We start from the raw sequence: 25,844 nt of genomic DNA on the forward strand, positions 1-25,844 counted from the left end.
CTTCTGTTTTAGGCTGTCCCCCACAAGGGGGGCTCGTTTCGTGGCTCTCCCGACCACTGTGACCGACCACACAGAGGCGGAATATCCATGGCTGACCAGGTGCTGGTCGGCGCTGAGTCGTTGGCGCCGTCCACACGTAATGCGGGGGACTGGCGGAAGGGCTATGCCCTTCGCCTGTTGATCACCGATGCGCTCGCGCTCATCTGGGTGGTCTTCGGGGTGCAGATCCTCTGGCTCGGCCTCGACACCCGTGTCTCGACCCGCGAGCAGTTCGGGCCGCACACCAACATCAGCTACTCCCTGATCTCCCTGCTGATCGTCGTGCTCTGGGTCGCCGCCCTCGGGCTGTTCGACACCCGCAGCGCCCGCACGATCGGCACCGGCAGCGCCGAATACACGCGGGTCGTGAACGCCTCCTTCCGCCTGTTCGGGCTGATCGCGATCGCCGCGTTCCTGCTCAAGATCGACCTGGCGCGCGGGTACATCCTGATCGCCCTGCCTGTCGGCACGCTCGTCCTGCTCGCGATCCGCTGGATGTGGCGGCAGTGGCTGCACGTGCAGCGCGAGCTGGGCGCCTACTCGTCGCGCGTGCTGCTGGTCGGCTCGGGGGCCTCGGTCGCGCAGACCGCGAACGAGCTCATCAACCAGCCCGACGCCGGCTACCGGGTGGTCGGCGCGTGCCTCTCGCCGGGAAGCTCCGCGGCGCCTCTTTCCGAGCATGCGGTGCCCGTCGTGGGCACTCTCGACGACGTCGCCGGCGCGATGGCGAGCGTCGCCGCGGACACCCTGATCATCACGAGCAGCGACGAGCTGCCGAACGACCGGGTGCGGCGCATCAGCTGGGGGCTGCAGCCCGGGCGGCAGCACCTCGTCGTGGCACCGAGCATCATCGATGTCGGCGGCCCGCGCATCCACACCCGCCCCGTCGCCGGGCTGCCGCTCATGCACGTGGAGACGCCCAGGTACGAAGGGGCGAAGCTCGCTGCGAAGCGCGCCTTCGACCTCGTCCTGGCCGGCGTGCTCGTGCTCGTGCTCTCGCCCGCGCTGCTCGCGATCGCGCTCGCGGTGCGCGTCGACTCGCGCGGCACGATCCTCTTCAAGCAGGAGCGGATCGGACTCAACGGCCGCACCTTCCGCATGCTCAAGTTCCGCTCGATGGTGCCCGACGCCGAGGCGCGCCTGGCCACGCTGCGGGGCGAGGCGCATGACAAGGGCAACGTCGTGCTCTTCAAGATGAAGAACGACCCGCGCATCACCCGTGTCGGCCGGGTGCTGCGCCGATACAGCCTCGACGAGCTGCCGCAGCTGTTCAACGTGCTCGGCGGCTCGATGTCGCTCGTCGGCCCGCGGCCCTCGCTGGAGCGCGAGCTCACCCAGTACGAGGAGCACACGCACCGCCGCTTCCTGGTGAAGCCCGGCATCACCGGGCTGTGGCAGGTCAGCGGCCGCTCGAACCTCACGTGGGAGGAATCCGTGCGCCTCGATCTGTACTACGTCGAGAACTGGTCGATGACCGGCGATCTGACGATCCTGTGGCGCACCGTGAAGGCCGTCTTCGGCCGGGACGGGGCGTACTGATGGCCGGAATCGATTCGGAACGACTGAGTGAAGGAGGGGTGTCATGCCTTCGGTAGCGATCATCGGCTCGAGGGGCTACCCGAGCTACTACGGCGGTTTCGAGACCCTGGTGCGCCGCCTCGCACCGTATCTGGCCGACGCCGGCTGGGACGTGACCGTCTACGGGCGGCCCGGACTCGCGGCCGACGACCCCGACCGCGACGAGCGGGTGCGCTCGGTCATCACGCCGGGTGTCGAGTCGAAGAAGCTCAGCACGCTCTCGTACGGGCTGAGCGCGTCGTCGAGCGCCTTCGCGAGGCATCCGGATGTCGCACTCGTGCTCAACTGCGCGAACGGCTACTGGCTGCCGATCCTCAAGGCCCGCGGCATCCCCACCGTCGTGAACGTCGACGGCATCGAGTGGGAGCGCGGCAAGTGGGGCAGGTCCGCGCGGGCGGTGTTCCGCGGCGGGGCGAAGCTCACCGCGCGCTTCGCCGACGAGCTGGTCTTCGACGCCAAGGCGATCGGCGAGTACTGGCAGCAGAACTTCGGGCGCGACGGCGAGTTCATCCCCTATGGGGGCGACGCGCGCCCCGAGCTGCCCGTGGAGCCCGGCCTCACGTCCGGCGCCTATGCGCTCGTCGTCGCCCGGTTCGTCGAGGAGAACACGATCAACGAGTTCGCGGATGCCGCGGAGCGGCTCGCCGCCGACCATGACGTCGTCTTCGTCGGGTCCTCGGGCTACGGAGGCGAGATCGACCAGCGCATCGAGCGGCTGGCCGCGGCGAACCCGCGGGTGCACTGGCTCGGCCACGTGAAAGACGATCTGCGGCTGCACAGCCTGTGGCAGCACGCGGGCGCCTATTTCCACGGCCACAGCGTCGGCGGCACCAACCCGGCGCTCGTGCAGGCGATGATGCTCGGGGCGCCGATCATCGCCCGCGACACCGTTTACAACCGCGAGGTGCTGGGCGGCTCCGGCCTGCTGGTCGCGCCCGACGCCGGCCTGATCGCCGAGGCGGCCGACCGACTGGTGCGCAGCCCGGATCTGCGCGCGCTGCTCGGCGGGAACGCCAAGGCCCGTGCCGAGGCCGCCTACACCTGGGAGGGCGTGTGCGACCGCTACGAGTCGCTGCTCTGGGCCTACGCCACCGGGCAGGCGCGCGAGCGGGTGCGCGCCGACGTGCGCGCCGCGCTGCCGGGGCTGCTCGGGCTGCCCGCCGCGGCAGAGCAGCCGGAGCCCGCGCAGGAGCCCGTCGAGCGCACGGTGGAGGCGCGCTGATGGGGCTGCGCGTCCTCTACGACGGCTACTGGCTGCACGACGGGCCGCCGTCGGGGCGCAACGTCGCCGGGTCGGTGCTGCGCGCCTGGGCAGAGGCATTCCCCGACGACGAGCTCGTCGTGGCGCTGCCCGTCGCCGACGACGTCCCCGTTCCCGCCGTCGACGCACTGCCGGTGACTCGCCGGCACGTGCCCGCGCCGGTGGCGAACCACCAGCTCTGGGTGCGCACCCGGCTGGGCGGCGCCGCTTTCGGCACCGACGCCGTGTTCAGCCAGAACTTCGCTCCGATGGCATCCCGCAACTCTCGTCGGACCGCGGTGTTCGTGCACGACGCGATCTTCCAGGACCACCCCGAGTGGTTCACCTTCGCCGAGCGGCTCTATCTGCGCGGGGTCGCGGCGGCGACGCGCGCGGCGACGGCGGTCGTCACGAGCTCGGAGGCGGAGCGGCGCCGGCTCGAGCGCTGCTTCCCCGCCGCGCGCTCGCGGATCCGTGCCGTGGGCCTCGGCCTGCCGGCCGGCATCGCGGAGGCAGCCCCGAAGCCGCTCGCGCGCGCCTCGAGCCGCCCGTTCATCCTGGCCGTCGGCCGGCTCAACGCACGGAAGAACCTGGGCAGGCTCATCGAGGCGTACCGCTCATCGGCCGTGCTCACGGCGGGCTTCGATCTTGTGGTGGTCGGCGAGGCGGACGGCCGCGCCGCCGGTCTCGACGGCACTGCGCGGGCCGACCGCGCCGGGCGCATCGATCTCGTCGGGGGCGTCGACGACGCGCAGCTCAAGTGGCTGTATCAGCATGCCGCCGTCTTCGCCTTCCCCTCGCTGGACGAGGGCTTCGGGCTACCGCTGCTCGAGGCGCGCACGCTGGGCGCCGTCAGCGTGGTGAGCGACATCCCGGTCTTCCGCGAGCTCGACCTCGCCGACGCGTACTTCGACCCGACGGACGTCGCGTCGATCCGCGAAGCGCTCGAGGCGACGCTGGCGGATGCCCCCGACGCGGCAGTGCGGCCGGGCGACCCCGCCCGCTACACCTGGGAAGGCGCCGCCGCAGGCATCCGCGAGCTGCTGACCGGGGCGTCGCTCGCGCTGGAGGCGGCATCGTGACGGCCGGCGCGCAGCCGCGCACCCCGCTGCAGGCGGCCGCCGAACGGCGCATCCGCGCCCTGGTCGACCGCGCTTACGGGAAGGAACGCGGCCTCGACTCCGGCATCGACGCCGGGCTGCCGATCGCCGACCTCGCCGGCTGGGTCGCCGAGAAGGGGGCGGCGCGCCTGCGCGGCGAGCTGCGCCGTGTGCCCGGCGGCTACCTCGGCCCGGGCGTCCGGCTGCGCGGCCGCCGTTCGCTGCGGCTCGGCCGCGCCGTGTCGCTGCAGCGCGGGGTCCTCATCGACGCGCGCTCCGTGCACGGGGTCCAGCTCGGTGATTCGACGACGGTCGACGAGTTCGCGGTGCTGCGCGCCAGCGGCGTGATCAGGAACCTCGGCCAGGGCATCCGTATCGGTTCGCGCACCGCCATCGGCGTGCGCAACTTCCTGCATGGCGGCGGCGGCATCGACATCGGCGACGACTGCCTGCTCGGCCCCGACGTCGCGGTGCTGAGCGAGAACCACATCGCAGACGACCTCGACGTCCCGATCCGCGCGCAGGGTGAGAAGCGCGCCCGGGTCGTCATCGAGGACGACGTGTGGCTGGGCGCCAAGGCCGTCGTGCTCGCGGGCGTCACGATCGGCCGCGGCGCGATCGTCGCAGCGGGCGCCGTGGTCACGAAGGACGTCGAGGCCGGCGCGATCGTCGGCGGCGTCCCCGCGCGCGAGATCGGCAGGCGCGGCGCATGAGCGCGACCGCCGCGCCCAGCCCCGTCATCGTCGTAACGGGCTCTCCGGTGATCTGGGGCGCCGAGATCAGCCTGCTGGCCATCGCCGAGCTGCTGCACGACGATGTGCCGCTGCGGCTGATGTGCGCGAATCCGCAGCTCGCCGAGCGCTGGCGTGCCGCGCGGCTCGGCCCGGTCGCGCAGGTCACGCCGCGCGCGGGCAGGCTGTCGAGGGCGATCGGATTCCTGAAGCCGATGCTGCGCGGCATCCCGAGCCGCTCCACCCTGCTCGTCTTCGACTTCTACCTGCTGCCGCTTGTCGCACTGCTGTGGCCGTTGCTGAAGCTGAAGCGGGTGCGCGTGGTCGTCGACCTGCACGATTCGGCGCGGCGCAACCCGCGGCGGCTGCCGTACTTCCAGCTGCTGCGGCTCGCCGACGCCGTGGTGTGCATCAGCGACTACCTCGCGGCCCAGGTGCCGCCCGGCCCGCGCGTGCACGTCGTGCACCGCCCCGTCGGAGGGCCTGTGCCTGTTGCGGCCGCGGCGCCCACGGCGCCTGCGGCGGAGACGGCCGGAGAGGAGCAGCCGGGCATCCTGCATGTCGGCCTCGTCGGCCAGATCACGCCCGACAAGGGCGTGGCCGACGTCATCGACTGGTTCCTCGACGCGCCGGAGAACACGGTGCTGCACCTGCGCGGCGCGGCACCCGACGACGATGGAGGCTTCGCAGCGCGGGCCATCGCGCGCGCGACCGCGACGCTCGGCCCGCGCTTCATCCATGACGGCCTGGTCGCCAGGGATGCCGCGATGGCCGGTCTCGACGTGCTGGTCGTCGCCAATCCGGACGAGCCGTTCGGCCGGACCGTCATCGAGGCGCAGCTCGCCGGGGTCATCCCGCTCGTGCCCGACGCGGGCGGCGCGCGAGAGCTGGTCGACCCCGCCGAGAGCGGGCTGCATTACCGAGCGGGCGACGGGGCGAGCTTCATCGCTCAGCTGGGTGCGCTGTGCGCGGACCGCGAACTGCGCGCCCGCCTGCGTGCGACGGCGCCGACGAGTGCTGCGCGCCTCAGCGACCCGCGGCGCATCGGCCGGCAGTACGCGTCGGCGCTCGAAGGAGAGGCGGCATGACCCAGTTGAGCTCCGCCCCGAGCGCGCTTCGCCAGCCGCCGGGATCAGCCGCCGCGACGCCCGTGCGGGCGACGCCGGCCGTCTGGATCTGGGCGGTCGTCGGCGTTCTCGGCGTCGTCGTCGCGCTGGCGGCCAACGGTCCCACGCCGCTGAAGGTCGGGGTGCTCGGCGTGTTCGGCATTCTCGTGCTCGGCCTCTGCCTCGCCTACGAGGAGATCGCCTGGGCGGCGCTCGTGTTCGCCCTCTCGGCCAACGGCATCAAGTTCAGCGTGGCCGGCCTCACCCTGATGCCGGAGCATCTCGCGATCCTGCTCGTCGCCGTGCATCTGCTGCTCACGCATTCCCGCGCGCAGGGCACCCGTCTCGCGATCGGCAAGACGATCGGCGTCGGGTTCGGGCTCCTCGTGGTGTGGTGGGTGATGTCCTTCGCGATCAGCCTGCTGGCTGCGCTCAACCCCACGCAGAGCATCCGCCTGCTCGTCTGGGTCGCCGCCAACATTGTCGCCGCCGTCCTCGTCTGCGCCCTGCGGCTGCCGGCGCGTGCGCTCGTGCGGATCGGCGTCGCCACCGCGACGGTCTCTGCGGCGATCCAGCTGCTCGGCTGGCTCGCCTCGTCGAAGTCCGGCGCGCTGTCGCTCTTCACCGAGCAGGACTACGCGAGCGGGCAGTTCCGCCTGCAGGGGCTCGGCACCGAGCCCAACATCGCGGCGGCCTACCTCGTCGCCTGGCTGTGCGTCGCCTACGCCGCGTCCCACTTCCTGCCCGAGCTGCTGGTGTGGGCCTACGCCGCCCTCTCGGGCATCGCCGTCTATCTCACCTATACGCGCGTCGCGTGGCTGATGTTCGCCATCGTGGTGATCCTGCTCGCGCTCAAGCGCCTGCGCAGGAACCGCTTCTTCCCCGTCTTCGTCGTCGTCGCCATCGCGATCGGCGTCTTCGGCGTCGCGCAGCTGCTCTCGCTGAGCTCCACCGCCGGGTCCGGCGCGGCCGCCCTGCTGGCGCGGCTGCACAGCCTCCAGAACCTCGACAGCGGCACGGGCGCGCTGCGCGTGTCGACGGCGCTCGTCGCCGTGCAGGACCTGAACGCCTCGCACGCCTGGCTGACCGGGTTCGGCTACAACGCCTACCCTCAGCAGCACACCACGGGTGTCACGTCGTACGCGACGCCGTATCTCGGCCTTCTGTGGCTCGCCGTGTTCTACGACTCCGGAATCCTCGGCGGCATCCCGTTCATCGTCGGCTTCCTGCTGCTGTGGGCGGGGACCCGGCGGGTCGGCAGCACGTGGTTCTTCATCTCCTTCGCTCTCGCCAGCACGACCACGAACGTCGTCTGGTTCGCCTTCGCGTGGGTGATCGGGGCGCTGTTCGTGCGCCTCAGCGCACGGAGCGAGGACGAGGCAGAGCACGTTTCCGACGCGGCGCGGTTACGGGCGGGGTGAGGGCGGATGCTGCGACGAGCGACGGCCCGCGCGGGCATCCGCCACGGCCGTGCGGTACGCATCGCGGTGCGCTGCGGCGATCGCGGGCCACTCGCGTGCGGTCCAGTCGGGTGCCGCCCCGCGGTCGTGGGTGCGCAGCGCGGTGACCGCGGCCACGATCGCCTCCGCGGTGAGCTCGGCGGGCAGCGCCTGCACCCACCCGGCGCCGAACTCGTCAGCCAGTTCGAGCAGACTCGGCGAGCCGGTGGCGGCGACCGGCCGCTGCAGCGTGAGCGCCATCAGCGCGGCGCCGCTGTTGTACATGCGCTCGTACGGGAGGATCACGAGCTCGCTATGCATGACCGTCTCGATGAGCTCGGAGTGACTGAGGAACCGGTCGGCGTGCACGGTGACGGCGGGCGTCGCGGCGGCGAGCTCGCCGAGCTGCCGCTCGTAGTCGGCGTCGATCGCCTTCCCCGCGATCACCAACTCCAGCCCGAGCGCCGGGTCGATGCGCCCGAACTCCTCGATCAGCCGCTCCACGCCCTTGTAGCGCCGCAGCATGCCGAACAGCAGCACCCGGCCGACGCTCGCCTCGCTCTGCTCGCGGGCGGCATCGGGGCGATAGCGGGTGACGAACTCGGCGTAGTCGCCGTGAGGGATCACGACGCCGCGGTCGTCGCCGGCCCCCTGCAGGCCCGCGCGCGTCAGGTAGATGCGGGTCTGGCACGAGCCCAGCCACGCGCGCAGCGTCGCCCGTTCGAACGCCGAGCCCTGCTCGTGCGTCTCGATGTTGTGGATCGTGGAGACATGCGCGCGCCCGCGCAGGCGGTCGACCGCGACGAGCAGTCGCAGCAGGGCGGTCTTGCCGAACTGCTTCAGCCCGCTGCGCGAGCGCACGATCGCCTCCGGCCAGTGCAGGTGCACCACGTCGTGGTCGCCGAAGAACGCCTGGCGCCAGCTGAACTCGCGCACGTCCATCAGCTCGGCGTTGTGCCGCGCGAGGATCGACACATACGGGTTCGCACTGACGTCGTCGCTGCCCTTCGTCGTGAGAACGCGCAGCGCGCGGGCGGTCACGATGCCGCCCGCGGCGCCGGGGCCGGGTGGGCCTCATGAGCGGGCGCTGGGGCAGCTGCCCCCCACACGTCGAAGGGGAACGCCCGCAGCAGCGGCTCGGGGTCCCACTCGGGGCCGGGCACGGCGGCGCGCGCGGCGAGAGCATGGTCGACGCTGTCGGCGAGACGGATGCCGGGGCGGCCCGTTCCGGAGTAGTAGTCGTCGTACTTGAACGGGTGCTCCTCGCTGCTGCCGACCGCCACTGCGGGGATGCCGAGCGACTCGGCCACGATCACCGCGTGCAGCGAACTGCCGACGACGCGCTCGCTGCGCGCGATCTCGAGCAGGCACTCGGCGAGGGGCCGCTGGGGATCGAGCACGTCGCGGCGGCCGCGCAGCGCCCGCCTGTCGTTCATGTTGGGGGCGAGCAGGGTGCCGCGCACCTTGTCGCGGGCGGCCTCGCGCAGCCAGGGGAAGAGCAGGGGAGCGAGCAGCGCGGGGTCGCCGTAGACCTCCGGGGCGTTGATGTCGTGCGCGGCGAGCACCTCGCGGGTGCGCGGCCCGCGCACCGCGCGCACGTCGACGTCGGGGAGCGCCCCCATCACCTGCAGAGACTTGCCGTTGAGGCCGCTGCCCCAGACCACATCGCCGGGCGCTGCGAACTGCACCACGGAGCCGACGGCGAGCACGCGCCGACCGGCCGGCTGCGGCGCGAGCCGGCCGCCGCTCGCGCGCTCGAGCAGCGCCGCAACGATCACCGGCCCCAGCAGATCGCCGAAATTCCCGATGCGGCGCGGCACGACCAGACGGCTGCCACGACGGCCGGGGATCAGCGGGCGATGGGGATTCCAGCTGAACACGGTGACACCGTGCACCCTGGTCGCCTCGCCCCGGTTCCGCACTCGCGGAAGTGCGTGCGGCTGTGCTGTCACGCTGCCCCCTCGGCACGGCAGGTGGTCGGTTCCCGCCGGTTGCAGGCCACGATAATGTACCCCCCTTTGTGGTCACAAGTAGGTGGCGGAGCCCAGTGTTCGTGTGGAAACGTAGGGGCAACGGCTCGTGGTTACACTGAGCCCCGCGTCCGACCACGCGTTGTCGACCACGTGGCCTCGTCGGCCGTGCGGTCGCCAAGGAGACCAGGAGGCCACCGTGCGCCCAGCTGACCTTGAAACCCTCGCGGAGCTGCGCTCCGAGACCGCCCGTGTGCTCGCCGAGGTGATCGGCACCGGCGCCACGGTCGCCCTGCTGGACGCGCCGAATCAGCGCAATGTGGGCGACTCCCTGATCTGGGCCGGCGAGCTCGCCTACTTCCGGCGGCTCGGCCTGCGGCTCGTCTACGTCGCCGACCGGCGCAGCTATGACGCGGCCGAACTGCGCCGCGCGCTGCCCGCCGACGGCGTGATCCTCATCCACGGCGGGGGCAACTTCGGCGATCTGTGGGACGGGCACCAGCAGCACCGCGAGCAGGTCGCGCGGGACTTCCCCGACCGCACGATCGTCCAGCTGCCGCAGTCGGTGTGGTTCGAGTCTGCGCAGCGCGCGGCCGAGGCCGACGCGGTGCTCGGCGGCCACCCCGACTTCACGCTGCTGGTCCGCGACAGCGAGTCCGATGAGCGGGCGGCGGCCCAGCTGCCCGCCGTGCGGCGGCGCTACTGCTGGGACATGGCGCTCGGCTGGAGCGCGCCGACGCGGCGGCCGGCGGCAGAGCCGTCCACCGAGCCCGTCCTCGTGATCGCCCGTACCGACCTCGAGGGCGCGTCGGGCATCGGCGAGATCGCCCACGACGGGGCGGTGGGCGCGCCCGTCCATGTCGCCGACTGGACGAGCAGCGAGCTCGACACACTCGCGTGGCGACTCAGCAGGCTCGTCCCGCGTGCGGCGCACAAGTACCGCTTCGTGCGCGGCCCGGTGTTCCGCCCGCTGCTGAACGCCAGCTTCCACTGGATCAACGGGGCGAACGTGCGCGGCGGCGTCCGCCTCTACCGCGATCGCCGCTATGTCATCGTCGACCGCCTGCACGCGCACATCCTCTCGGTGCTGCTCGGCGTCGACCACGTGCTGCTCGACAACAGCTACGGCAAGCTCGGCGCCGTCTACCGCGACTACTCGAACAGGTTCAGCACGGCGTCCTACGCGTCCCGCCCGCAGCAGGCCCTCGAGCTGGCGGCAGCCGCGATGACCGGCACGAAGGCGGCCTGATGCTCGCATTCATCACGTCCCTCAGGCATCCGCTCAACTCGTCGGACTACGGGCTCGTCGAAGAGCTGCTGCGGCAGACCCTCGACTCGGTCACCGCGCAGACCGGCGACGACTTCGAGGTCTTCGTGGTCGGCAATCGCGCGCCGGCGTTCGCCCTGCCGCGGAAGACCACCTTCGTGCCCGTCGACTTCCCGCCGCCGGTGGCGACCTCGGGCCCGCGCTTCCCCCTCGGCCCGTTCGTGCACGACAAGGGCACGAAGATCGGCATCGGGCTGGCCGCCGCCCGAGCGGTCTCGCCCGATCACGTCATGATCTTCGACGCCGACGACTTCGTGCACCGGGGTCTCGCCGCCCTGTCCAGCTCGGCGCCGCGGGCGCCGGGCTGGGTGGTGGACGAGGGCCTCGTCTACTCGCGCAGCCGACAGGCGTGGCGACCGCAGCACGACTTCAATCGCACCTGCGGCACATGCCACATCGTCGCGTGGGACGCATACGACGTGCCTGACGATCTGCCCGTCACCGCGACGCAGGACGAGGTGGCGGATGCCTACGGCGAGCGCCTCGACCGGGTGCTGGGCGCGCACCGCCAGGGCCGCGAGTGGTTCGCCGACCACGGCTTCCCGCTCGCCCCGCTGCCCTTCCGCGGTGCGGTCTACCACGTCGACACGGGCGAGAACCACTCGGGAAAGGGCCTGCGAGGGCTCGCGTGGCCGCTCAGTGCCCGGGTGGCTCGCGACTTCGGCATCCCGCGCCTCGCGAGCGCGCCCGCCGCCGTGGGCCGCGCGCTCGACCCGCGGGAGCTCGCCTACACGGCGCGGTCCGTGCTGGGGCGCGTCGCGCGCCGGGCCGCAGGTCTCACGGGGCGCCGAGCCGGCGCACCCGCCATCACGACGGGCACCGACAAGGCATAGGGGAGACAGCATGATCGAACGAATCAGGAAGCTCATCGGCGGTTCCGCCTCGAACGTGCTGCTGCGCGACATCCCGCGCTCGCGCATCGCCATCGTGCTCGTGCTCAGCGGGCTCGGCGGCCTCTTCGAGGCGGGCCTGTTGGTCCTCATCGTGCAGGTCGCGACGCAGGCGACGGGCGGCTCCGCGGCGCGCAGCTCGACGAGCGGCGGTGTCCTCTCGGCCCTGCTCGGCAACCTCACCGTCGTGCAGGGCGTGATCATCGGCACGATCTGCGCGCTGCTCTCGATCGCGTTCCAGCTGACCTCCAGCCAGCTGATGATGCGGGCGGCGTCGTACAAGCTCAACCTCGAGCGCGAGCGCCTGGTGCGCGCGTTCTACTCGTCGTCGGTGGTCGCGCAGACCAAGATGTCGGCCGGGCACGTCCAGGACCTCGCCGCCAACGGCGCGAACCGCATGGCCGAGGGTGTGTTCCTCACCGGCCAATCGGCCGCCGCTTGGACGAATCTGCTCGTGTTGCTCGTGGCCGCGTTCATCGCGAGCCCGTGGACGGCCCTCGCGCTCGTGCTGGTCGCCGTCGTCATCGCGGTGGCGTTCGCGCCGGTGACCGCTGCGGTCACGCGCACGAGCCGCACCTGGGCATTGCAGGTGCGCGGGTATTCGAGCTTCCTCGCCATCTACACGCGCATGTTCATCGAGATCCGCGTCTTCGGTGTCGCGCGGCGGGTCGAGGACATCGCTCTCGACGGCGCCCGAGAGGCGACGGAATCGTGGCGGCGGGGCCGCGCGCTCCAGCAGGGAACGCCGATCGTCTTCCGCAACTCGGCGCTGCTGCTCGGATTCCTGTGCATCGGCGTCGTCGCCATCGTCGCGCCCGCCGCGACGGGCGGCATCGCGATCACGGCCCTGCTGCTCGTGCGCGGCCTCGTCTACCTGCAGCAGGTGCAGAACACGCGGCAGAGCATGAAGGCCATGTCGGTCTACGCCGAGCTCGTCGATGAGACGATCGCCGAACTCGGGCCCGACACCGCGGTATGGGGCGAGCGGCCCCTCGGCCGCCTCGAGACGCTGCGGCTGCGCGACGTCGGCTTCGACTACGCAGACGGGACCGCCGTGTTCTCCGGCGTCGACTTCGAAGCGCGCCGCGGCCAGTTCGTCGCCATCGTGGGGCCCTCCGGCGGCGGCAAGACCACGCTGCTCAAGCTCATCATGCGCACACTGGACCCGTCGGCGGGTGCCCTGCTTGTGAACGACGTCCCGATCGAGGAATACCGCCAGGCCGACTGGTACTCGCACGTCGCGTACCTTTCACAGGAGGTCAGGCTCGTGCCGGGCACGATCGCCGACAACATCCGCTTCTACCGCGATGCGAGCGACGAGCAGGTCGAGCGTGCGGCGCTCGCCGCGGCGTTGGAGCTCGATGGGCGGGCTTTCCCGCAGGGCCTCGACACGGTGGTCGAGCAGGAGGGCCTCAACCTCTCGGGCGGCCAGCGGCAGCGCATCGGCCTCGCCCGGTGCCTGCTGCTCAATCCGCAGATGCTGGTGCTCGACGAGCCCACGAGCGCGCTGGACGGCAGCACCGAGAAGTCGATCATGGACACCATCGCGAGCCTGCGCGAGAACCTCCTGATCGTCATGGTGACCCACCGCCCGTCGACGCTCGCGCTCACCGACGTGCGGTACCACATGGAGGACGGCGTGCTCGAGCGCCTCGAGCCGGTGTCCCCCATCCGAGGGATGTAAATACTGAGTAAACAAGCCTTGCTTTTATCTGGTTGATAGATAACGTGGCTTGAGTCCGGACCGACCTCCGGTCGATCCGCTAGTGGGACGGAGAAAGAAAAACCCACGCCATCGCATTGCCCACATCCACACCGACCTGCGGATAGGACAGAGATGCACAAGATCACCAAGACGGCGCTGGCCGTCGTGGCTGGAACCGCACTGGCAGTGAGCGTCCCGCTCGCTGCAAGCGCGACCCCGGCCGCCGCCTCCAGCTCCGTGACTGTCAATTCGGCTCCCGTGGCCCTCTCGCACACTGACAACGGTCAGGGCAAGGACCACGGCATCGGATGGGGCTGGGGTACCGGCCACCACCCGAAGCCGACCAAGCCGGCGTACCCGCCGACGAAGCCGCCGAAGCCGGGCCACCATCACCCCAAGCCTTTCTGGTGGGGTGGGTTCTGGTGGTTCCCGTTCTACTTCCCGGCTCACACGTTCCACCCGGGCTCGATAGTCCACGTCATCATCACCGGTTTCGGGGGCTTCTCCTTCGTCGGCACGTTCACTGCTGACGAGTCGGGGAGCATCAACCTCGGAACTGCGGCTGCTGACGGTTCCCTGACCGCTCAGCTGAAGGCAAGCGGGTCCACGGACCTCGCCGGCCAGACGCTGAATGCGACGGTGACCGACAGCTCCGGCACCTCCGTGACCCAGTCGGTCGCGGTTCCTGCTGATGCTGCGAAGAGCGGTGCTGCGGCAAGCTCTTCCGTCACGACCGCCGACCCGGGTTCGCTCGCGGAGACGGGTTCGTACATCTCGCTGGCAACCGTCTGGGGTGCCGTGGGGCTTCTCGCCCTCGGCGCCGGCTTCGTGACCATGCGGTCGGTCACCCGCCGCAAGGATCGGGCCAAGGCCTAGCGTCCCCGGTTGACGGGGGTCGTCCTGCATGCCGGGGCGGCCCTCGTCATTCTTCCGGGGTCCTGCCAGGACCGTGAGATGGCCCTCTGCTTAGATGGTGCGCATGTCGCAAGCCGCCGCAGATCGTCGGCCGCGCCGTCATCGACGCACGCGCGTGCTGGTCGGCTGGCTGGTGTTCGCCGTGCTTCTCGTGCTCGTCGCCGCACTCGCCTGGGTGGGGGTGAGGGGCGTGCTCGCCGCTGATCAGCTGCGCCGGGCGCTGCCGATCGCGAGCAGCATCCAGACCGCCGTTCTGAGCGGTGACTCCGGCACAGCCGCGACCGAGGCGGCCGAGCTGCGCACGCGCGCCGACAAGGCGCACGCGCTGACCTCCGACCCGGTGTGGGCCGTCATGGCGAAGACGCCGTGGCTGGGCCCCAACCTGCGAGCCCTCGGCGGGGTGTCGGCCAGCGCGGCATCCGTCACCGACAACGGACTCGACGCGATCACCTCGCTCGCCGGCAAGATCGGCGCCGACAGCTTCAAGCCGAAGAACGGCGCGCTCGACGTCGCGCCGCTCGCGTCCGCTGCGCCCGCACTGGCGAAGGCGAACGCGGCCGCCCAGGCGGCCGAGAAGACCGCAGCCGGCGTTTCGACGCACGGCGTCATCGGCCCGCTCGCGAGTGCCGTCACGCAGTACAAAGACAAGATCGGCGAGGTGTCGACCTTCACGGATGCCGCGAGCAGGGCCGCGGCGCTGCTGCCCGGCATGCTCGGCCAGAGCGGCCCCCGCAGCTATCTCGTGCTGGTGCTCAACAACGCCGAGCTGCGCTCGCTCGGCGGCATCCCGGGCTCCGTCGTGCACGTCACCGCTGACCAGGGGAAGATCAGCCTCGACAGCCAGTACTCGGGCGCCAGCTTCGGGCCGTACGACGGCCCGATCACGAAGCTCGCCGACCCGACCAACCAGCTCTTCGGCGAGATCACCGGCGAGTACATGCAGGACGTCACGCTGACCCCGCGCTTCGACCAGTCGGCGCAGCTCGCCACCGCGATGTGGCAGCAGCGCTTCGGCCAGACGGTCGACGGGGTGATCACTCTCGACCCGGTGGCGCTCAAATACATCCTCAAGGCGACCGGGCCGGTGACGGTCGGCGCCGGCACGCCCGCGCAGACCGAGCTCACCTCGCAGAACGTCGTGAAGTCGCTGCTCTCCGACGTGTATGCCCGGTTCAGCGTGCCCGCCGATCAGGACGCGTTCTTCGACGCCGCCTCAGCCGCGATCTTCCAGAAGCTCGCCTCGGGCGACTTCGAGCCCCAGGCGATGCTGGGCGCGTTCGCGCAGATCGGCAGTGAGCACCGCATGAACGTGTGGAGTTCGGATGCCGCGCAGCGCAAGATCCTCGCCGGCACGACCCTCGTCGGCGGCCCCCCGAACTCGGCCCCCGGCGAGCAGCGCTTCGGCGTCTACCTCGCCGACGGCACCGGCTCGAAGATGGATTACTACCTGCACACGCAGGTCCAGACGGGTCGGCTCACCTGCAGCAAGGTGGGCGCGCTCTACGTCGTGCAGGTGAAGTTGACGAACGGGCTGACGGCCGCCGACGCGCAGAAGCTGCCCGAGTACGTCACCGGCGGCGGCGCCTACGGCGTCGCGATCGGCACGATCCGCACCCAGGTGACCACCTATGGCTCGCCCGACGTCGAGTTCGGCAGCGCCTTCGACAGCAAGGGGGCGGCCGAGCCGGTGAAGTTCGTGAAGGACGGCGACCGCAGCGTCGCCCAGTACGTCGTCGATCTCAAGCCCGGCCAGAGCTCGACGGTGCGGCTCGTGTTCAATCCGAAGAAGGGCAAGTCGGGGAAGATCGCGGCGGACGTGACGCCGCAGATCAACCCCGTGTCGAACTCGACGGGCCGCTTCACGTGTGAGACGGTGCTGAAGTGATCGCGATGAAGGCGGTGGCGCGCGGGCTGGGGGGTCTCGCGCTGGCGGTGGCGCTGAGCGTCGCCGCGCCACTCGCAGCCCAGGCCGCCTCGTACCCGCCCGCCACCACCGGAACCTTCGCCGTGACGGCGCACCCCGGCGCGAACCACGTGACGGTGAACGGGCTCGGCGCGAACGCCTCCGCGACCGCGATCGTCTCGGGCAGCGGGCCGGCGCCGACGCTGGGCGAGTTCCGGGCGTCCGCCACGCACGCCGAGACGGCGAACCTGGTCGTGGGCACGACGGATGCCGAGGGCGCCGTCAGCTTCACGCTGGTCTTCCCCGCGGACGCCTCCGGCGTCTACAACGCGTCGGTGTCGACGGCCGACGGGCACAGCGTCTCGGGCTCGATTACCATCCCGTCGCACTCGAGCGGCCCGCTCGCCTGGACGGGCAGCAACATCGCGATGTGGGTCGTGTGGCTCGCAGGCATCCTCGTCATCCTGGGTCTCATCGCGCTGCTGATCGCCGCTGCGCGCCGACGTCGTACACGCAACTGACGCGATTCCGCACCCCGTCTATTGGGGGCGTCCGCTCAGTTAAATCAGGGCAATCTCTCACCCTAAAGTTGCAACTGGCGTCGCTATCGGCGTTGCACAGCAGAAGCCCGACTGTCTACTGTCTGCGTACGTCTCCTGGGGGAGAGGTCCGTCCGGCGGTCGAGATCTGGACCCGACCCTCAGATCGAGAGAACCGAACATGAAGAAGCTCACCAAGGCGCTCGCCGCCTCCGCCATCATCGCGGGCGCGGTCTTCGCAGCCCCGGTCGCCGCCAACGCTGCGACTTACGTTCCGCCCACGACGCCCGTCGTCTCGGGTGGCGGCTCGGTCGCTCCCGGCGGCGCCGCGACCATCCACTACGGTGCGGGCACGTTCACCGCCGACGGTGCCGTCAGCGTGGCGATCGCCCTTCCGGGCAACGCCGTCGCCACCGGCTCGGTCACCCCGGCCGCCTTCCTCGCCGCGACTTCGGCCATCAACGGGACCGCCGGCCACACCGGCGCGGCGACCCTGACCGTCGACCTTCCTGCCGACGTCACCGGCAACGTCCAGGTCACCGCGACCGACGTCGCGACCGGCCGCACGGTCAGCTCGGTCATCAAGGTGGCCGCGGCGCCCGGCGCCGCCAGCCTGACCGCCGCGGACCCGAACCTCGCCCGCACCGGCACCTACATCTCGCTCGCGACGGTGTGGGGCGCTGTGGGCCTGGTCGCCGTCGGCGCCGGCTTCATCGCGATCCGCACCACGGCCCGCCGCAAGAAGGCGGCCGCGCACACCGCGTAAGCAGTATTCCGCGGGCGGCGGGGGCGGGGCCTGACGGCCCCGCCCCCGCCGCCCGGCTCAGTGCTCCTGCCGAGGGGTGGCCTAACCGGGCTTTGGCTCGAGATTCCCCGGTTTAGCCACCCCTCGGCGAGAGCCGGGCGCGTGCGCCGTGGTACCCGGCATCCGTCAGCCGCGGTAGCTGCGCAGCCGCAAGGCTTCCAGGGTCATGCGCTCGACGTCGGCTGCCGTGTGATGCTTACGCACGCGCACGACCGTCCAGCCGGCGAGCACCAGTCGGTTGTATCTGTCGATCTCGCGCCCCGCCCACGGGTCGGTGTGCCAGCGCTCGCCCTCGTACTCGATGACCACCCGATACCTCCGATAGACGAGGTCGCCGACGGCGAGGAACACGCCATCGGGCCGGAACAGCCGCACATTGCACTCGGGCTCGGGCAATCCAGCTCGCAGCAGCACGAGCCGCACCCACGTCTCGCGGGGCGACCACACGTTCTCGCGCAGCTGCGGCAGCGCCTCACGCAGCTTCCGGACACCACGGCCCGCACCGAATGCCGCAACGGCGTCGATGAGATGTCGCCTGGTCGCGAGCAGGAAGGGCTTCTCGGAAAGCATCCGATCGCCTGCCTGAATCAGCTCGTTGACCGACAGAACGGATGCCAGCTCGCACCACACCTCCGCACCGATGCGCACGCGGCGCCGGTTCACCCAGGTCGTTTCGGCGGCTCGGGTCTTGTGCCCGACGACGTTGCGCCCGCTCGGCGCGAAGGAGCCGCCGCGCGCAGTGACGTGCACCTCGAGTTTCTCGAGTCGTGCGGGTAGCGGCACGCCCATGATGCGCGCCGCAGTCGGGCCGCTGAAGAACCACTGCCGTGGCATCTTCGCCTGGTACGCATCGCAGAGCATCGCAAACTGCTCGTCATCATCGAGACCATCGAGCAGAGCGCGCGGCACGTGCACCCCGCGAAAGGGGTGAGAGAGATCGGATGCCTCGAGCCGATCTTGAGACAGCCCGAACGCATCGACGGCTGAGGTAGCGAACGGGGCGCGCTGCAGCGCTTCTGGCAACGGATCGGGACGGCGCATGCCGAGAGAATTGCAGAACAGAATTCGTGGCCGGACCGAATGTCTGCGCTTTGGGGACAACTCGTGCGCACTGGTGCATGTGCGGGGCAAGTTGCCCGCAGGACGGTGCGAAGTGACCCCCGTCCGGGGTACCTTGGTTGCATCTTGCAGGCGCCGACCCGTCTCGCACGGCGGTTGTCGCCTACCCAAATGCAGCAACTCTGGGGGAACGACAATGAATCGACTTATCAAGGCAGCGGCCGTTCTGGCCGTTGCGGGCGCGGCCGTCTTCGGCGGCCCGCTTGCGGCGAACGCGGCGACCTACACGCCGGGTACCCCGACCATCACGGGCGCGGCGGCCGGCACGGTCACGGGCTCCACCGCACCGGGCGGCACGTTCACGGTGCACTTCAACGCGATCTTCCAGGTCAACCACGACCTGACCGTCTACTTCTTCAGTGCGGGCAATGTGCCGACGTCTCTCGCCGACTTCCGCGCGGCCGAGTCGCCGGCGCTCGCCGCCGTGACCGACGGCACCGGCGCGGCCGATGTGACGGCCACCATGCCGGTCGACGCGAGCTCACCCGTCACCGTCGAGGCGACCGACGGCACGACGACCGCGGCCATCACGATCCCGGTCGAGGGTGCGGCGGCTGCGGCCGTCACGACCGCGAACGGCGCCACCCCGCTTGCCACTACCGGCTCGTACATCTCGCTCGCCACGGTGTGGGCGGCGGTGGGCCTGGTGGTCCTCGGCGCCGCGTTCATCGGCATCCGGAGCTATCGCAAGCAGCGTCAGGCGGAGGCGCCGGCGGGCGCTCGCCGCCCGTAGCGCCACACCGCACGACACCGAAGGGCGGGGCCGGATCACGGCTCCGCCCTTTCGCGTGCCCCCATCGGGGGCATGCTCACGGGTCTGTCTATGGGTAAAGTGAGGATTACTCAACCCGATGAGGATGTGACCCGAATGTCTGCTCTCCGGCGCTCTCTCGTGCCCGGCGGCGCAGCGGCAACGCTCGCGCTCGCGCTCGCCTTCCCGCTCAGCGCGGCCGCCACCCCGGACCCGTACACTCCCGCGAAGCCGGACCCGTGGTCTGTGACCATCGCGTCCTGCAGCACCCTGACCCGCCAGATCCCCGACCACACCTTCGACGACGACGTCGATCTCGCGCTGACGGTGAGCGGCGTCTCCGCTGCGCCGACCGTCGCGACGTTCTCGGCGTCGCAGGTCACGTCGCACCTGACGAGCACCAGTTCGGGCGGAGCCGAGCTCAATCTGCACTTCGGCAGCGCCACCAGCGGCGTGTACGAGGTGACGCTCGTCGAGCCGGGCACGGAGCACGCCGCATACGGCACGGTGACCGTCACCGCTGCCTGCGGTGCGGTCGACCCGGCGCCGGCCGCCAGCGCGTCGAAGCTCGCGCGCACCGGCACTGACATCAGCGTGGGTGTTCTCTGGGGTGCCGGCGCCGCTGTGGTCGCTGGGGCTCTGTTCTGGGTCATCTCGCGGCTGCGACGCGGCGCCCGCTCCCGCTGAACAGGGAGCGCGCGGCCCGCGCGCTCCAGGCGAGGACCGCCCCGAAGAGCCCGCCGGCCGCGTTGCCGATGATGTCGGTCACGTCGAAGGTGCGGCCGGGAAGCAGCAGCAGCTGCGTCGTCTCGATCGCGCAGGTCAGTGCGAAGCACGCGAGCGCGACGAGCCACCACAGGCGGCGCGGCAGCGCGAGCGCGCCGAAGAGCCCCAGCGGCACGAACATCAGGATGTTGGACCCGAACTCGAGCACACCGGGGCGCATCAGCGAACTCGGAAGCCCGAGACGCTCCAGCGGCGCGGCCGTGCGCTCGATGTCGCTCCACAGTGCGCCGACGTCGGGGTGCGACGGCGCGAGCACGAGTGCGCAGACGGCCGCGAGGGTGGCCCCGAGGCCGATCACCCCGACCTTGCGCGCTGAAACTGACATTTATTCACTATAACTCGGGGTCGGGGAGCGCGGGTTCAGGAATCCGTCGCCCCTTCCCTGCGTTGCCGATAACGATGACTGCGCTCGCCGATGTGCCCCTGAACGTTCTCGATCTCGCCTGGCGCGGGTTCGGGCAGACCAACGCCGACGCGGTCGCCGGCTCGATCGCCTTGGCGCAGCATGCCGAGCCGCTCGGCTACGGCCGCTACTGGTTCGCTGAGCACCACGGCATGCCGGGCATCGCCTCGAGCTCGCCCGCGATCCTGATCGGCGCCGTCGCCGCCGCCACGAAGACGATGCGCGTCGGCTCGGGCGGCGTCATGCTGCCGAACCACGCGCCGCTCGTCGTCGCCGAGCAGTTCGGCACGCTGCGCGCGCTCTACGGCGACCGCATCGACCTCGGCATCGGCCGCGCGCCGGGCACCGACGGCGTCACGGCGTTCGCGTTGCGCCGCACGCAGGAGGGTCTCGACGCGTCCGCCTTCCCCCGCGAGCTGATGGACCTCATCGGCTTCTTCCACGGAATGGCGCCGAGCAATCCGATGGCACAGCTGCTCGCGGTGCCCGGCCTCGGCGACGCCCCTGAGATCTGGCTGCTCGGCTCGTCGGGATTCTCGGCCGAGCTGGCCGGCACGCTCGGCCTGCCGTTCGCCTTCGCGCACCACTTCTCGGGCGAGAACACGGAGCGTGCGCTCGAGATCTACCGCGACTCGTTCCGCGAGGGCGGGTTCCTCGAGAGGCCGCACTCGATGATCGCGGTGACGGTGATCACGGATGCCTCGGCCGAGGTCGTCCGCCGTGAGATGCTGCCCGGCGCGATCACGTTCATCCGGATGCGGCAGGGGCAGAAGCCGTCGCCCGTGTCGGTGGAGGAGGCGCTCGCCTACGAGTTCTCGCCGCTTGAAGAGGAGTTCATCGCGCATCGCAATTCCCGCCAGGCGGTCGGCACGCCCGATGAGGTGCGCGCGCAGCTCGAGTCGCTGCTCGCGTCGACGGGCGTCGACGAGCTGATGGTGCAGCCCGCCGGCGCCACGCTCGAGAACCGCAAGCGCTCCCTCGAGATCGTGAAGTCACTCGTGGAGTGACCGCGCGATCTCCTGGTAGTGCCCGAAGGCATCCGTCCGGTGCCGGATCAGCCTGCTGTCGGCCCCGCGTTCGAGGTCGACGAGGCCCATGTGCACGAACCAGTGGTCGGCGGGCTTGGTGCCCTGTCGGTAGAGCCAGTCGACAAGCGTGAAGAACGGGAACCAGGTGTAGCCGACGATCGGAAGCCCGCCGGCCCGCAACTCGTTCACGGTCGCGATCGACTCATCGAGCCAGGTGATGCGTTCGGCGACGGATGCCCCGCGTGACGTCTCGGTGACGGCGAGTGGCAGCCCGTAGCGCTCGTGATAGGCGAGCAGCAGCTCGCGTAGGCCGGCGGTGCCCGCCTCGACACCGCGCTCGACGCCGTTCTCGTCGAACTCGAGGGTGGTGAACCCGGGGTAGTAGTTCACGCCGACCACGTCGGGGGTGACCGCGGAGGCGACGAGCCACTCGAGGTCGGCGGCGCTGACGCCGCCGTCGCGCAGGTAGCCGTAGAGCGGGTGCTCCGGTGTGACGCGGCCGGTGACGAGGTCGAGCGCGATGAAGCGGCGCTGTTCGAGCAGCTCGCGGGTGCGCACAGGGCCCTCGTTCGTCCACCGGAAGCCCGCGTCGACGTGCACGAACTTCGCCGCCGGGTTCGCGGCGGCGATCTCACGCTGGGTGAGGACGATGCCCTTGGCGACGGCGGCGATGATCTTGGCGAATCCGTCGTCGCCGACGAAGCGGGGCGGCCACACGCCGTTCTCGCCGCAGTAGAGCGCGTTGACAACGGGCTCGTTGAGCGGCGTGAAGTAGTCGAACACGCCGGCGTAGCGCTCGGCGACGGCGCGCCCGTAGGCGGCGACGCGCTCGGCATAGCGCCCGTTGGCGAAGGAGTTCTCGAGCCACAGCGGCGTGCCGTAGTGCATCAGGTCGACGACGCAGCTGAGTCCGAGCTTCTGGAAGTGCTCGGCCACCTCGTCGATCCACCGCCAGTCGAACTCGCCGGGCTGCGGCTCGACGAGGTACCAGGGGATGCCCCATCGCACGAACTGGGCGCCGACCTCCGCGGCCAGGCTCAGATCCTCTCGCCAGTTCTCGTAGTGCTGGGTGAGCTCGTACTCGTCGAGCTTGCGCTGGCCGAGCTCCTCCTCGGCGATGAAGGTGTCCTCGATGCCGACTCCGAGGTGGAGTCGGCCGTCGCTGGTCCAGTCGTGGTCTGTCACGTGTGCCTTTCGTGGTGAAGGTGAGAAATGGGTCTACTTGATCCCGGTAGTGGCGATGCCGGCGACGAAACTTCGCTGGATGACGAGGAAGAAGATGACGACGGGCAGGAGCGCCAACAGCGAGCCCGCCATGAGCAGGCCGTATTCGACGACGTGTTGGCCCATGAAGAGCGCGAGGCCCGCGGGCAGCGTGGCGTTGTCCAAGTCGGACGACATGATGAGCGGCCAGAGCAGGTCGTTCCAGTTGTATTGGAAGTGGAACAGGCCGAGCGTCAACAGTGCCGGCTTCGCGATGGGCAGGATGATCTGCCGGTAGATCCGCCACTCGCCGGCCCCGTCGATGCGCGCCGCCTCTTCCAGGTCGTTCGGCAGTGCGAGGAAGAACTGCCTCAGGAAGAAGATGCCGAAGGCGTTCGTCATGCGGGGGATGATCATGCCCGGAACGGTGTTCGTCAGCCCGATGCTGTTGAGCATGTCGTACAGCGGCACGAGTGTGACCTGGAACGGCAGCATGAGGAGGATCAGGATGCCGACGAAGACGATCTCGCGGCCGCGGAACTGCAGTCGTGCGAGGGCGTAGGCGGCCATCGAGTCGAAGAACAGCGAGATGACCGTCACCGCGCCCGCGAACAGGATCGTGTTCAGGTAGAGCCGTGCGAACGGAATCCGATCCCACACGTCGATGAAGTGCTGGAGCGTGAAATGCCGCGGCAGCAGCTCGGGCGGGAAGGTGACGATGTCGTTCTCGGGCTTGAAAGCCGTGAAGACCATCCAGATCACCGGCAGGAGCATGGCGAGGCCGATGACGATGCCGGCGACCGTCGTGACGATGGAGAGCAGCGTCCTGGTCGAGATGACGCGGTGTCGGCGCGTGCGCGAGCCCGGCACGGCCGTGGGGTTGGCGGCGCTCATCAGTAGCGCACCTGCCGGCGCTGGAAGTAGCCGAACTGCAGGATCGACAACAGGAAGACGAAGATCAGCAGCACCCACGAGATCGCGGATGCGTAGCCGAACTGCAGGTTCTGGAAGCCCTCCCGGTAGATCAGCATCACGAGCGTCTCCGTGCGGAAGAACGGCCCGCCGTGTGTCATGACGTAGATCTGGTCGAAAGCCTGAAGCGACGCGATCAGCGCCATGACCGACACGAGCATCGTCTGATTGGACAGCAGTGGCAGCGTCACGCTGCGGAAGCGCTGCCACGCGTTCGCGCCGTCGAGCCGGGCCGCCTCCTGCAGATCACCGGGGATCGACTGCAGCCCCGCGAGGTACATGACCATGTAGAAGCCGACGTTCTTCCAGACGCCGACGAACATGACCGCGGGCAGCGCCCAGTGCGGGTCGGACAGCAGCCCCTGCTTGGAGACGAGGCCGACCTTCCCGAGCCAGTATGAGACCAGGCCGATGTTCGGGTCGAGCAGGAAGGACCAGGCGATCGCGATGATGCCGAGCGAGACGATGAACGGCAGGAAGATCGCCGTGCGCACGAAGCCGCGGCCCACGAACTGCCGGTTCAGGAAGATCGCGAGCAGCAGGGCGAGCACGACGGTCACCGGGGTGACGCCGACCGCGTAGATGACGGTGTTCTCGAAGGCGTTCCAGAAGGCGGGATCCGCGAACAGCTGGCGGTAGTTGGCGAATCCGACCCACTGCGCCGCGCGGATCAGGTTGTAGTTCGTAAGCGAGAGGTAGCCGGCCTGGATCATCGGGTAGACCGTGAACGCGATCAGCACGACGAGCGACGGCGTGAGGAACAACCACGCCGTCCTCGTCATGCGGCGCCGGGACATAGACGTCGACATAGGGTTCCGTGCTCGCCTACTTGTCCTTGTCGAGATCGGCCTGGACTTCCTTCGAGGCGGCCGTGAAGATCTCCTCGACCGAGCCGTCGCCGTTCAGCGCCTTCTGCAGCGAGGGGTAGAACACGTCGTTCACGATCGTGGCGCCCGAGGCGATTCCGGGGTTCAGCAGACGGGAGTCGTCGACGACGTCCTTCGCGCCGAAGATGGCGGGGTAGGGGTTGCCCGTGATCTTGGCGTTGTCGTCCGAGCGCAGCGGCGGGAAGCCGGAGCCTTCCGCCCACGTCAGCTGGGCATCGTTCGAGGTCCAGTAGTCGAAGAACTTGTAGGCGGCCTGCTTCGTCGCGTCGTCGTCCTTGGCGGGCAGGGCCATCGTCTCGACCGAGGCGAGCAGCGCATTGCCGTCGGGGCCGGCGAACGGCCGCGTCACGCCGAAGTCGATCCCCGCGTCCTTGTAGCCGGTGGTCGCCCACGGGCCGTTGATCTCGATCGCGGCCTTGCCGGAGTTGAAGAGCTTGTCCGCGTCCGCGCCTGACAGGCCGATGGGGGAGGCCTGCTTGTTCTTCACGAGGTCGACCCAGAAGTCGAGCGCCTTGAGCGTCTCGGGGGAGTCGAGCAGTGACTTCTTGTTGTCCTCCGAGACGATGCCGCCGCCCGTGTTCCAGAGGAATTGGGGATACATGTCGACGGTGTTGTTGTCCGCCAGTGCGATCGCGTACTGGTCGGGCTTCGACGAGCCGGCCGGCGTCTTGGTGAGCTTCGGCACCATGGCCGCGAACTCGTCCCAGGTGGTCGGCGGCTTGTCAGGGTCGAGACCGGCCTGCTTGAACAGGGTCTTGTTGTAGTACATCATCGTGGTCGCGATGTCGAAGGGGACGCCGTAGTTCTTCCCGTCGTAGACGGATGCCGTGGTCGCGGCCTTCGGCAGGGTGTCGGTGTCGTGCGCGCTGTCCTTGTAGTAGTCATCGAGCGGCTGGAACAGGCCCTGCGAGGCGTACTTCGGCAGCTGGGTGAAGTCGAGCGCGACGATGTCGGGGCCGCCCTTCGAGGCGGCGCCGGTGAGCAGCTTCTGGTACAGGGTGTCCCACGGCATCGTGACGCTCTTGACGGCCACCTTGCTCTGCGACTTGTTGAAGGCGTCGATCACCTTGTTCATCGCGGGGCCGTCGGGGCCGGTCTGGCCGTTCCAGAAGGTGAGCGTGATCTTGCCGCCGGAGCCGGTGTCGGAATTGCTGGTTGATGTGCCCTGGCCGGTGCATCCGGACAGGGCGAGGGCGAGGATTCCTGTTGCAGCCGCTGCGAGCAGCGGAATCCTGCGACCGGGTCCACGACCAGTCGAGTGCTGTGAGGTCATGCGAGTTCCCTTCGATGTTCAACGTTGAACGAATCGGTGTACTGCCACTTATACACGGTCGTTCAACGTTGAACAAGAGTCGGGTGGTGTGCCAAGGTAAGCGTTGAACGGCGGATGCCCGGTGACGCGGTTCGG

Annotated in this window: 24 protein-coding genes; 16 read left to right on the plus strand and 8 right to left on the minus strand. The window is 70.0% G+C overall.

The window, feature by feature from the left end; all coding sequences use genetic code 11:
• The first annotated feature begins 87 nt into the window (after nt 1-87).
• Genes ABD708_RS09695 through ABD708_RS09720 form a run of 6 tightly spaced genes read left to right on the plus strand, consistent with a single transcriptional unit; the run spans nt 88 to nt 7,215 of the window.
• Nucleotides 88-1,578 carry a sugar transferase gene (locus ABD708_RS09695; protein ID WP_344753808.1) on the plus strand — a complete coding sequence of 497 codons (1,491 nt, stop codon included), beginning with the start codon at nt 88-90 and terminating at the stop codon, nt 1,576-1,578.
• Nucleotides 1,579-1,621: 43 nt separating this feature from the next.
• Nucleotides 1,622-2,839, plus strand: a complete 1,218-nt coding sequence (locus tag ABD708_RS09700; RefSeq protein WP_344753810.1) for a DUF1972 domain-containing protein — start codon at nt 1,622-1,624, stop codon at nt 2,837-2,839.
• Nucleotides 2,839-3,939, plus strand: a complete 1,101-nt coding sequence (locus ABD708_RS09705) for a glycosyltransferase family 4 protein (protein ID WP_344753812.1) — start codon at nt 2,839-2,841, stop codon at nt 3,937-3,939. The genes ABD708_RS09700 and ABD708_RS09705 overlap by 1 nt, the downstream gene beginning before the upstream one ends.
• Nucleotides 3,936-4,670, plus strand: a complete 735-nt coding sequence (locus ABD708_RS09710) for an acyltransferase (RefSeq protein WP_344753814.1) — start codon at nt 3,936-3,938, stop codon at nt 4,668-4,670. Before ABD708_RS09705 ends, ABD708_RS09710 begins: the two co-directional genes overlap by 4 nt.
• Nucleotides 4,667-5,776, plus strand: a complete 1,110-nt coding sequence (locus tag ABD708_RS09715) for a glycosyltransferase family 4 protein (protein ID WP_344753816.1) — start codon at nt 4,667-4,669, stop codon at nt 5,774-5,776. The genes ABD708_RS09710 and ABD708_RS09715 overlap by 4 nt, the downstream gene beginning before the upstream one ends.
• On the plus strand, nt 5,773-7,215 hold the full coding sequence (locus ABD708_RS09720; protein ID WP_344753818.1) for a hypothetical protein: 1,443 nt from the start codon (nt 5,773-5,775) through the stop codon (nt 7,213-7,215). The genes ABD708_RS09715 and ABD708_RS09720 overlap by 4 nt, the downstream gene beginning before the upstream one ends.
• Here the strand turns inward: ABD708_RS09720 and ABD708_RS09725 are convergent.
• On the minus strand, nt 7,201-8,274 hold the full coding sequence (locus ABD708_RS09725) for a glycosyltransferase (protein WP_344753820.1): 1,074 nt from the start codon (nt 8,272-8,274) through the stop codon (nt 7,201-7,203). The two genes, ABD708_RS09720 and ABD708_RS09725, sit on opposite strands and share 15 nt — an antisense overlap.
• Nucleotides 8,271-9,128, minus strand: a complete 858-nt coding sequence (locus ABD708_RS09730; protein WP_344753822.1) for a polysaccharide pyruvyl transferase family protein — start codon at nt 9,126-9,128, stop codon at nt 8,271-8,273. Before ABD708_RS09730 ends, ABD708_RS09725 begins: the two co-directional genes overlap by 4 nt.
• A gap of 274 nt (nt 9,129-9,402) precedes the next feature.
• Here ABD708_RS09730 and ABD708_RS09735 point away from each other — a divergent pair, with 274 nt between their 5' ends.
• From ABD708_RS09735 to ABD708_RS09765, 7 genes are all read left to right on the plus strand, one after another.
• Nucleotides 9,403-10,452, plus strand: a complete 1,050-nt coding sequence (locus ABD708_RS09735) for a polysaccharide pyruvyl transferase family protein (RefSeq protein WP_344753824.1) — start codon at nt 9,403-9,405, stop codon at nt 10,450-10,452.
• Complete coding sequence (locus tag ABD708_RS09740; protein WP_344753826.1) at nt 10,452-11,363, plus strand: glycosyltransferase family 2 protein; 912 nt, start codon at nt 10,452-10,454, stop codon at nt 11,361-11,363. The genes ABD708_RS09735 and ABD708_RS09740 overlap by 1 nt, the downstream gene beginning before the upstream one ends.
• Nucleotides 11,364-11,373: 10 nt before the next feature.
• Complete coding sequence (locus ABD708_RS09745; protein WP_344753828.1) at nt 11,374-13,104, plus strand: ATP-binding cassette domain-containing protein; 1,731 nt, start codon at nt 11,374-11,376, stop codon at nt 13,102-13,104.
• 153 nt (nt 13,105-13,257) lie between these two features.
• Nucleotides 13,258-14,001 (plus strand): hypothetical protein, encoded by a 744-nt coding sequence (locus ABD708_RS09750; RefSeq protein WP_344753830.1) that lies wholly within the window; start codon nt 13,258-13,260, stop codon nt 13,999-14,001.
• A gap of 103 nt (nt 14,002-14,104) precedes the next feature.
• Nucleotides 14,105-15,925 (plus strand): DUF4012 domain-containing protein, encoded by a 1,821-nt coding sequence (locus ABD708_RS09755; RefSeq protein ID WP_344753832.1) that lies wholly within the window; start codon nt 14,105-14,107, stop codon nt 15,923-15,925.
• The gene (locus ABD708_RS09760; protein WP_344753834.1) at nt 15,922-16,464 is read left to right on the plus strand and encodes a hypothetical protein; all 543 of its coding nucleotides are present in this window, start codon (nt 15,922-15,924) and stop codon (nt 16,462-16,464) included. Before ABD708_RS09755 ends, ABD708_RS09760 begins: the two co-directional genes overlap by 4 nt.
• A 199-nt stretch (nt 16,465-16,663) precedes the next feature.
• On the plus strand, nt 16,664-17,248 hold the full coding sequence (locus ABD708_RS09765) for a hypothetical protein (protein ID WP_344753836.1): 585 nt from the start codon (nt 16,664-16,666) through the stop codon (nt 17,246-17,248).
• A gap of 165 nt (nt 17,249-17,413) precedes the next feature.
• Here the strand turns inward: ABD708_RS09765 and ABD708_RS09770 are convergent, their stop codons facing one another.
• Complete coding sequence (locus ABD708_RS09770) at nt 17,414-18,328, minus strand: hypothetical protein (protein WP_344753838.1); 915 nt, start codon at nt 18,326-18,328, stop codon at nt 17,414-17,416.
• A 214-nt stretch (nt 18,329-18,542) separates the two neighbouring features.
• Here ABD708_RS09770 and ABD708_RS09775 point away from each other — a divergent pair, with 214 nt between their 5' ends.
• Both ABD708_RS09775 and ABD708_RS09780 read left to right on the plus strand, forming a co-directional pair.
• Nucleotides 18,543-19,139: a hypothetical protein gene (locus ABD708_RS09775; RefSeq protein ID WP_344753840.1), complete on the plus strand. Its 597-nt coding sequence runs from the start codon at nt 18,543-18,545 to the stop codon at nt 19,137-19,139.
• A gap of 135 nt (nt 19,140-19,274) precedes the next feature.
• On the plus strand, nt 19,275-19,844 hold the full coding sequence (locus ABD708_RS09780) for a hypothetical protein (RefSeq protein ID WP_344753842.1): 570 nt from the start codon (nt 19,275-19,277) through the stop codon (nt 19,842-19,844).
• Here ABD708_RS09780 and ABD708_RS09785 read toward each other — a convergent pair.
• Nucleotides 19,807-20,268, minus strand: coding sequence for a VanZ family protein (locus ABD708_RS09785; RefSeq protein WP_344753844.1), 462 nt, complete (start codon nt 20,266-20,268; stop codon nt 19,807-19,809). The genes ABD708_RS09780 and ABD708_RS09785 overlap by 38 nt on opposite strands.
• A gap of 74 nt (nt 20,269-20,342) precedes the next feature.
• Here ABD708_RS09785 and ABD708_RS09790 point away from each other — a divergent pair, with 74 nt between their 5' ends.
• The gene (locus tag ABD708_RS09790; protein ID WP_344753846.1) at nt 20,343-21,353 is read left to right on the plus strand and encodes an LLM class flavin-dependent oxidoreductase; all 1,011 of its coding nucleotides are present in this window, start codon (nt 20,343-20,345) and stop codon (nt 21,351-21,353) included.
• On the opposite strand, the gene ABD708_RS09795 is transcribed toward ABD708_RS09790, so the two are convergent.
• Genes ABD708_RS09795 through ABD708_RS09810 form a run of 4 tightly spaced genes read right to left on the minus strand, consistent with a single transcriptional unit; the run spans nt 21,339 to nt 25,709 of the window.
• A complete protein-coding gene (locus ABD708_RS09795; protein ID WP_344753848.1) occupies nt 21,339-22,559 on the minus strand; it encodes a family 1 glycosylhydrolase in 1,221 nt (406 codons plus the stop codon). The two genes, ABD708_RS09790 and ABD708_RS09795, sit on opposite strands and share 15 nt — an antisense overlap.
• A 33-nt stretch (nt 22,560-22,592) precedes the next feature.
• Entirely contained in the window at nt 22,593-23,471 is an 879-nt protein-coding gene (locus tag ABD708_RS09800; RefSeq protein ID WP_344753850.1) for a carbohydrate ABC transporter permease, read from the minus strand.
• Nucleotides 23,471-24,331, minus strand: coding sequence for a carbohydrate ABC transporter permease (locus ABD708_RS09805; protein WP_344753852.1), 861 nt, complete (start codon nt 24,329-24,331; stop codon nt 23,471-23,473). The genes ABD708_RS09800 and ABD708_RS09805 overlap by 1 nt, the downstream gene beginning before the upstream one ends.
• 43 nt (nt 24,332-24,374) lie before the next feature.
• Nucleotides 24,375-25,709, minus strand: coding sequence for an ABC transporter substrate-binding protein (locus ABD708_RS09810; RefSeq protein WP_344753854.1), 1,335 nt, complete (start codon nt 25,707-25,709; stop codon nt 24,375-24,377).
• Nucleotides 25,710-25,844 lie beyond the last annotated feature (135 nt).

The sequence above is a fragment of the Gryllotalpicola koreensis genome, assembly GCF_039538185.1.
GTDB classification, from domain to species: Bacteria; Actinomycetota; Actinomycetes; order Actinomycetales; family Microbacteriaceae; genus Gryllotalpicola; species Gryllotalpicola koreensis.